This window comes from Endozoicomonas sp. ISHI1 (genome assembly GCF_024606225.1).
Classification (GTDB): domain Bacteria; phylum Pseudomonadota; class Gammaproteobacteria; order Pseudomonadales; family Endozoicomonadaceae; genus Endozoicomonas_A.
This window is the reverse complement of record NZ_JAGRPU010000090.1, coordinates 1-6,052: the sequence shown is the minus strand read 5'-3', so window position 1 is coordinate 6,052 and position 6,052 is coordinate 1. Positions and strand designations below refer to the sequence as shown.

Sequence of the window (6,052 nt, the reverse complement as noted above, 5' to 3'; positions counted from 1 at the left end):
CAGAAAAATCGCATTATCTATACGACAACGACCAGAATGATGAAAATTCGGGCCGACCCACCGACTCCCGACATAGCCTCGACGAAAATTGCCATGAACAGCCCTGTTGTCATCGACAAGGACGCTGCGTCTTCGCTCCCTCTACAAGTATCCAGTGTCGCTCAACCTCAGACGACTCTTTCGCTTGCAGAACAGATGTCTATTTGCAAACGGACGATCAGGAATCTGACCCGGTAAGCCATCCTGCTGAAGTTCCGACCGTTATCTCAGGGGCTGACAGCACAACCGATCCATCATTGACATTAAATCCGCTTCCTGCGAAAAAACAAAGGAAGGCAGGCTCCAAAAAATACCGATGTGATCACCCCGGCTGTGAAAAATCACTTGGCTCTGAAGCCTCATTGAAGACTCACAAAAGGCAATATCACACCGGAAAGCGAAACTGCCCTGAGTGCCAGAAAATCCTGCCAAACGTACAAGCCCTGTCGGATCACAAAAGAAAAGATCACACCCCGGCGCAAACCTGCCCTGAGTGTCAGAAGACACTGCCAAACGTACAAGCCCTGTCGAATCACAAAAGAAAATATCACACCCCAAAGCGAACTTGCCCTGAGTGCCAGAAGACCCTGCCAAACGCTCAAGCCCTGTCGGCTCATAAAAGAAAAGATCACACCCCAGAGCAGACCTGCCTTGATTGCCAGAAGACCCTGTCAAACGCTCAAGCCCTGTCGGTTCACAAAAGTCAATATCACACTGGAGAGCAAACCTGCCTTGAGTGCCAGAAGACCCTGCCAAATGTTCAAGCCTTGTCGAATCACAGAAGGCAACACCGAAAAAGAAAGCTTGATGGTTCAAAGTCAAGTGATTGATTGCTGCTTTTCACAGGCTCAGGATGGAAAGGTACTGCACACGTTCGGGCATGATCTCGATTGCAATGTTCACGTCCATCTGTCTATCACCTGCGGCGGGTCAACCTTATTCTCTCGTCTATCCTCACTGCTCCTATCCATAGAAAACAGAGGATAGAACCATTAAAAGTCTACTCTTGCAGGTATTGGTCTTTGTGCCATTCGTTTGCCCGGTTGAGTCGCAGACTTACCGTTTTACAGTTGAGGTTAACCAGAATAGGGCTTCGACAAGCCAGATTTTTTCTATAAAAACTGAGCCGGGCACATTATCTGCGATGCCAATGACCGATTGGGGGCCGATGCAAAACGAGCCATCACACATTACCCGCACAAACGTATATCCAGAGTCAGGCTCACTACCCTATGACAAACCCTGCAGACGAAACAAACTTCAGATCATCACTTTGATGTATGAAACGGGTGGCGGTAACGATTCCCGGTCAACGGGGCCAGAGGATCATGATCAGTCATTCAACAGTCGTTCAGAAAAATCGCATTATCCATACGACAACGACCATAACGATGAAAATTCGGGCCGACCCACTGACTCCCGGCATAGCCTTGACGAAAACTGTCATGAACAGCCCTGTTGTCATCGACAAGGACGCTGTATCTTCGCTCCCTCCACAAGTATCCAGTGTCGTTCAACCTCAGACGACCCTTTCGCTTACAGAACAGATGTCTATATGCAAATAGGCGATCAGGAATCTGGCTTGGAAAGCCGTCCCACTGAAGATCCGACAGTTGTCTCAGGCGCTGAAAGCACAACCGGTCCAGCGTTAACATTAAATCCATCTCCTGCGAAAAAACAAAGGAAGGCAGGCTCCAAAAAATGCCGATGTGATCACCCCGGCTGTGAAAGATCATTTAGCTCTCAAGACTCATTGAGCACTCACAAAAGGCAATATCACACCGGAGAGCAAACCTGCCCTGAGTGCCAGAAGACCCTGCACAACGTGAAAGCCCTGTCGAACCACAGAAGAAAAGATCACACCCCGGAGCAAACCTGCCCTGAGTGCCAGAAGACCCTGCCAAACGAGAAAGCTCTGTCGGATCACAAAACTCAATATCACACCGGAGAGCAGACCTGCCCTGAGTGCCAGAAGACCCTGCCAAACACTCAAGCCCTGTCGAATCACAAAAGAAAAGATCACACCCCAGAGCAAACCTGCCGTGAGTGCCAGAAGACCCTGCCAAACGCGAAAGCCCTGTCGGTTCACAAAAGAAAAGATCACACCTCGGAGCAAACCTGCCCTGAGTGCCAGAAGACCCTGCCAAATAGTCAAGCCCTGTCGAATCACAAAAGTCAATATCACACCGGAGAGCAAACCTGCCCTGAGTGCCAGAAGATCCTGCCAAACCCTCAAGCCCTGTCGTATCACAAAAGAAAAGATCACACCCCGGCGCAAACCTGCCCTGAGTGTCAGAAGACACTGCCAAACGTACAAGCCCTGTCGAATCACAAAAGAAAATATCACACCCCAAAGCGAACTTGCCCTGAGTGCCAGAAGACCCTGCCAAACGCTCAAGCCCTGTCGGCTCATAAAAGAAAAGATCACACCCCAGAGCAGACCTGCCTTGATTGCCAGAAGACCCTGTCAAACGCTCAAGCCCTGTCGGTTCACAAAAGTCAATATCACACTGGAGAGCAAACCTGCCTTGAGTGCCAGAAGACCCTGCCAAATGTTCAAGCCTTGTCGAATCACAGAAGGCAACACCGAAAAAGAAAGCTTGATGGTTCAAAGTCAAGTGATTGATTGCTGCTTTTCACAGGCTCAGGAGGGAAAGGTACTGCACACGTTCGGGCATGATCTCGATTGCAATGTTCACGTCCATCTGTCTATCACCTGCGGCGGGTCAACCTTATTCTCTCGTCTATCCTCACTGCTCCTATCCGAAGAAAACAAAGGACAGAACCATTAAAAGTCTACTCCTGCACGTATTGGTCTTTGTGCCTTTCGTTTGCCCGGTTGAGCCACAAACCTACCGTTTTATCGTTGAGGTTAACCAGAATAGGGCTTCGACAAGCCAGATTTTTTCTATAAAAACTGAGCCGGGCACATTATCTGCAATGCCAATGACCGATGGGAGGTCGGTGAAAAACGAACCATCACACATTAGCAGCACAAACGGATATTCTGGGTCAGGCTCACCGACTGATGACACACCCTGCAGACGAAACAAACTTCAGATCATCACTTTGATGTACGGAACGGGCGGCGGTAACTATTCCCGGTCAACGGGGCCAGAGGGTCATGATCAGTCATTCAACAGTCGTTCAGAAAAATCGCATTATCCATACGACAACGATCATAATGATGAAAATTCGGGCCGGCCTGCCAACTCCCGGCATAGCCTTGAAGAAAATTGTCATGAACAGCCCTGTTGTCATCGAAAAGGACACTGTATCTTCGCTCCCTCCACAATTACCCAGTGTCGTTCAAGCTCAGGCGACTCTTTCGCTTACAGAACAGATGTCTATTTGCAAACAGGCGATCAGGCATCTGGCTCGGTAAGTCATCCTGATGAAGGTCCGACAGTTGTCTCGAGAGCTGACAGCACAACCGGTCCAGCATTAACATTAAATCCACCTCCTGCGAAAAAACAAAGGAGGGCAGGCTCCAAAAAATACCGATGTGATCACCCCGGCTGTGAAAAATTATTTATCTCTCAAGGCTCATTGAAGACTCACAAAAGTCAATATCACACCGGAGAGCGGAACTGCCCTGAGTGCCAAAAGACCCGGCCAAACGCTCAAGCCCTGTCGGTTCACAAAAGTCTGTATCACACCGGAGAGCAAACCTGCCCCAAGTGCCAGAAGACCCTGCCAAACGCTCAAGCCCTGTCGAATCACAAAAGAAAAGATCACACCCCAGAGCAAAGTTGCCCTGAGTGCCAGAAGACCCTGCCAAACGCGAAAGCCCTGTCGGTTCACAAAAGTAAATATCACACCGGAGAGCAAAGCTGCCCTGAGTGCCAGAAGACCCTGCCAAACGGACAAGCTCTGACATATCACAAAAGAAAAGATCACACCGAAGGGCAAACCTGCCCTGAGTGCCAGAAGACCCTGCCAAATACTCAAGCCCTGTCGAATCACAAAAGTCAACATCATACCGGAGAGCGAACCTGCCCTGAGTGCCAGAAGACCCTGCCAAACCCTCAAGCCCTGTCGTATCACAAAAGAAAAGATCACACCCCGGAGCAAACCTGCCCTGAGTGCCAGAAGATCCTGCCAAACGTACAAGCCCTGTGGAATCACAAAAGAAAAGATCACACCCCGGAGCAAACCTGCCCTGAGTGCCAGAAGACCCTGCCAAACGCTCAAGCCCTCTCGGATCACAGAAGACGACACCGAAAACGAAAGCTTGATGACGCAAAGTCAAGTGATTGATGTCTGCTTGTCATAGGCTCAGAAGGGAAAGGCGCTGTATACGTTTGCGCATGAGCTGAAGTGCAATGTTCACGTCCATCTGTCTCTCACCTGCGGCGGGTCAACCGATGACAAAACTCTTATCCTCTCGTCTATCCTCACTGCTCCTATCCATAGAAAACAAAGGATAGAACCATTAAAAGCCTACTCTTGCACGTATTGGTCTTTGTGCCTTTCGTTTGCCCGGTTGAGCCACAAACCTACCGTTTTATCGTTGAGGTTAACCAGAATGGGGCTTTGACAAGCCAGAGTTTGTCTATAAAAACTGAGCCGGTCACATTATCTGCAATGCCTATGAACAATGGGAGTTCGGTGCAAAACGAACCATCACACATTACCCGCACAAACGGATATTCAGGGTCAGGCACGCCTTGCGATGACAAAACCTGTCGGCGAAACAAATTTCAGATTATCACTTTGATGTACGGAACGGGCGGCGGTAACTATTCTGGGACAACGGGGCCAGAAAATCACTGTCAGTCATTCAATAGACATTCAGAAAAATCGCATTCTCTACACGACAACGACCATAATGATGAAAATTCGGGCCGGCCCACCGACTCGCGACATAGCCTAGACGAAAATTGCCATGAACAGCCCTGTTGTCATCGACAAGGACGCTGTATCTTCGCTCCCTCCACAAGTATCCAGTGTCGTTCAACCTCAGACGACCCTTTCGCATACAGAACAGATGTCTATTTGCAAACAGGCGATCAGGAATCAGGCCCGGTAAGCCATCCTGCAGAAGGTCCGACCGTTGTCTCAGGCGCTGACAGCACAACCGGTCCAGCATTAACATTAAAACCACCTCCTGCGAAAAAACAAAGGGAGGCAGGCTCCAAAAAATACCGATGTGACCACCCTGGCTGTGAAAAATTATTTAGCTCTCAAGCCTCATTGAGCACTCACAAATGGCAATATCACACCCCAGAGCAAACCTGCCCTAAGTGCCTGAAGACTCTGGCAAACGCTCAAGCCCTGTCGGATCACAAAAGAAAATATCACACCCCAGAGCAAAGCTGTCCTGAGTGCCAGAAGACCCTGCCAAACGCGAAAGCCCTGTCGGTGCACAAAAGTAAATATCACACCGGAGAGCAAAGCTGCCCTGAGTGCCGGAAGACCCTGCCAAACGCTCAAGCCCTGTCGGCTCACAAAAGAAAAGATCATACCCCAGAGCAAACCTGCCCTGAGTGCCAGAAGATCCTCCCAAACGCGAGAGTTCTGTTGGACCACAGAAGAAAATATCACACCCCGGAGCAAAGCTGTCCTGAGTGCCAGAAGACTCTGCCAAACGCTCAAGCCCTGTCGGATCACAAAAGAAAAAATCACACCCCAGAGCAAAGCTGCCCTGAGTGCCGGAAGACCCTGCCAAACGCTCAAGCCCTGTCGGCTCACAAAAGAAAAGATCACACCGAAGGGCAAGCCTGCCCTGAGTGCCAAAAGACCCTGCCAAACGCTCAAGCCCTGTCGGTTCACAAAAGTCTGTATCACACCGGAGAGCAAACCTGCCCCAAGTGCCAGAAGACTCTGCCAAACGCTCGAGCCCTGTCGAATCACAAAAGAAAAGATCACACCCCAGAGCAAAGTTGCCCTGAGTGCCAGAAGACCCTGCCAAACGCTCAAGCCCTCTCGGATCACAGAAGACGACACCGAAAACGAAAGCTTGATGACGCAAAGTCAAGTGATTGATGTCTGCTTGTCATAGGCTCAGAAG

Annotated in this window: 6 protein-coding genes; all 6 read left to right on the top strand. The window is 49.9% G+C overall.

What is annotated here, in order from left to right; all coding sequences use genetic code 11:
• Positions 1-869: C2H2-type zinc finger protein (locus KBW69_RS23030; RefSeq protein WP_257282456.1), on the top strand; the 869-nt coding region annotated here is incomplete at its 5' end.
• On the top strand, positions 796-1,026 hold the full coding sequence (locus KBW69_RS24030; protein ID WP_373690740.1) for a transposase: 231 nt from the start codon (positions 796-798) through the stop codon (positions 1,024-1,026). The genes KBW69_RS23030 and KBW69_RS24030, both read left to right, overlap by 74 nt.
• A 19-nt stretch (positions 1,027-1,045) precedes the next feature.
• Positions 1,046-2,665 carry a C2H2-type zinc finger protein gene (locus KBW69_RS23025; protein WP_257282455.1) on the top strand — a complete coding sequence of 540 codons (1,620 nt, stop codon included), beginning with the start codon at positions 1,046-1,048 and terminating at the stop codon, positions 2,663-2,665.
• A complete protein-coding gene (locus tag KBW69_RS24025) occupies positions 2,592-2,831 on the top strand; it encodes a transposase (protein ID WP_373690739.1) in 240 nt (79 codons plus the stop codon). The genes KBW69_RS23025 and KBW69_RS24025 overlap by 74 nt, the downstream gene beginning before the upstream one ends.
• Positions 2,716-4,299, top strand: coding sequence for a C2H2-type zinc finger protein (locus tag KBW69_RS23020; protein WP_257282454.1), 1,584 nt, complete (start codon positions 2,716-2,718; stop codon positions 4,297-4,299). Before KBW69_RS24025 ends, KBW69_RS23020 begins: the two co-directional genes overlap by 116 nt.
• A 189-nt stretch (positions 4,300-4,488) precedes the next feature.
• Positions 4,489-6,027 (top strand): C2H2-type zinc finger protein, encoded by a 1,539-nt coding sequence (locus KBW69_RS23015; protein WP_257282452.1) that lies wholly within the window; start codon positions 4,489-4,491, stop codon positions 6,025-6,027.
• The last annotated feature ends 25 nt before the right edge of the window (positions 6,028-6,052 follow it).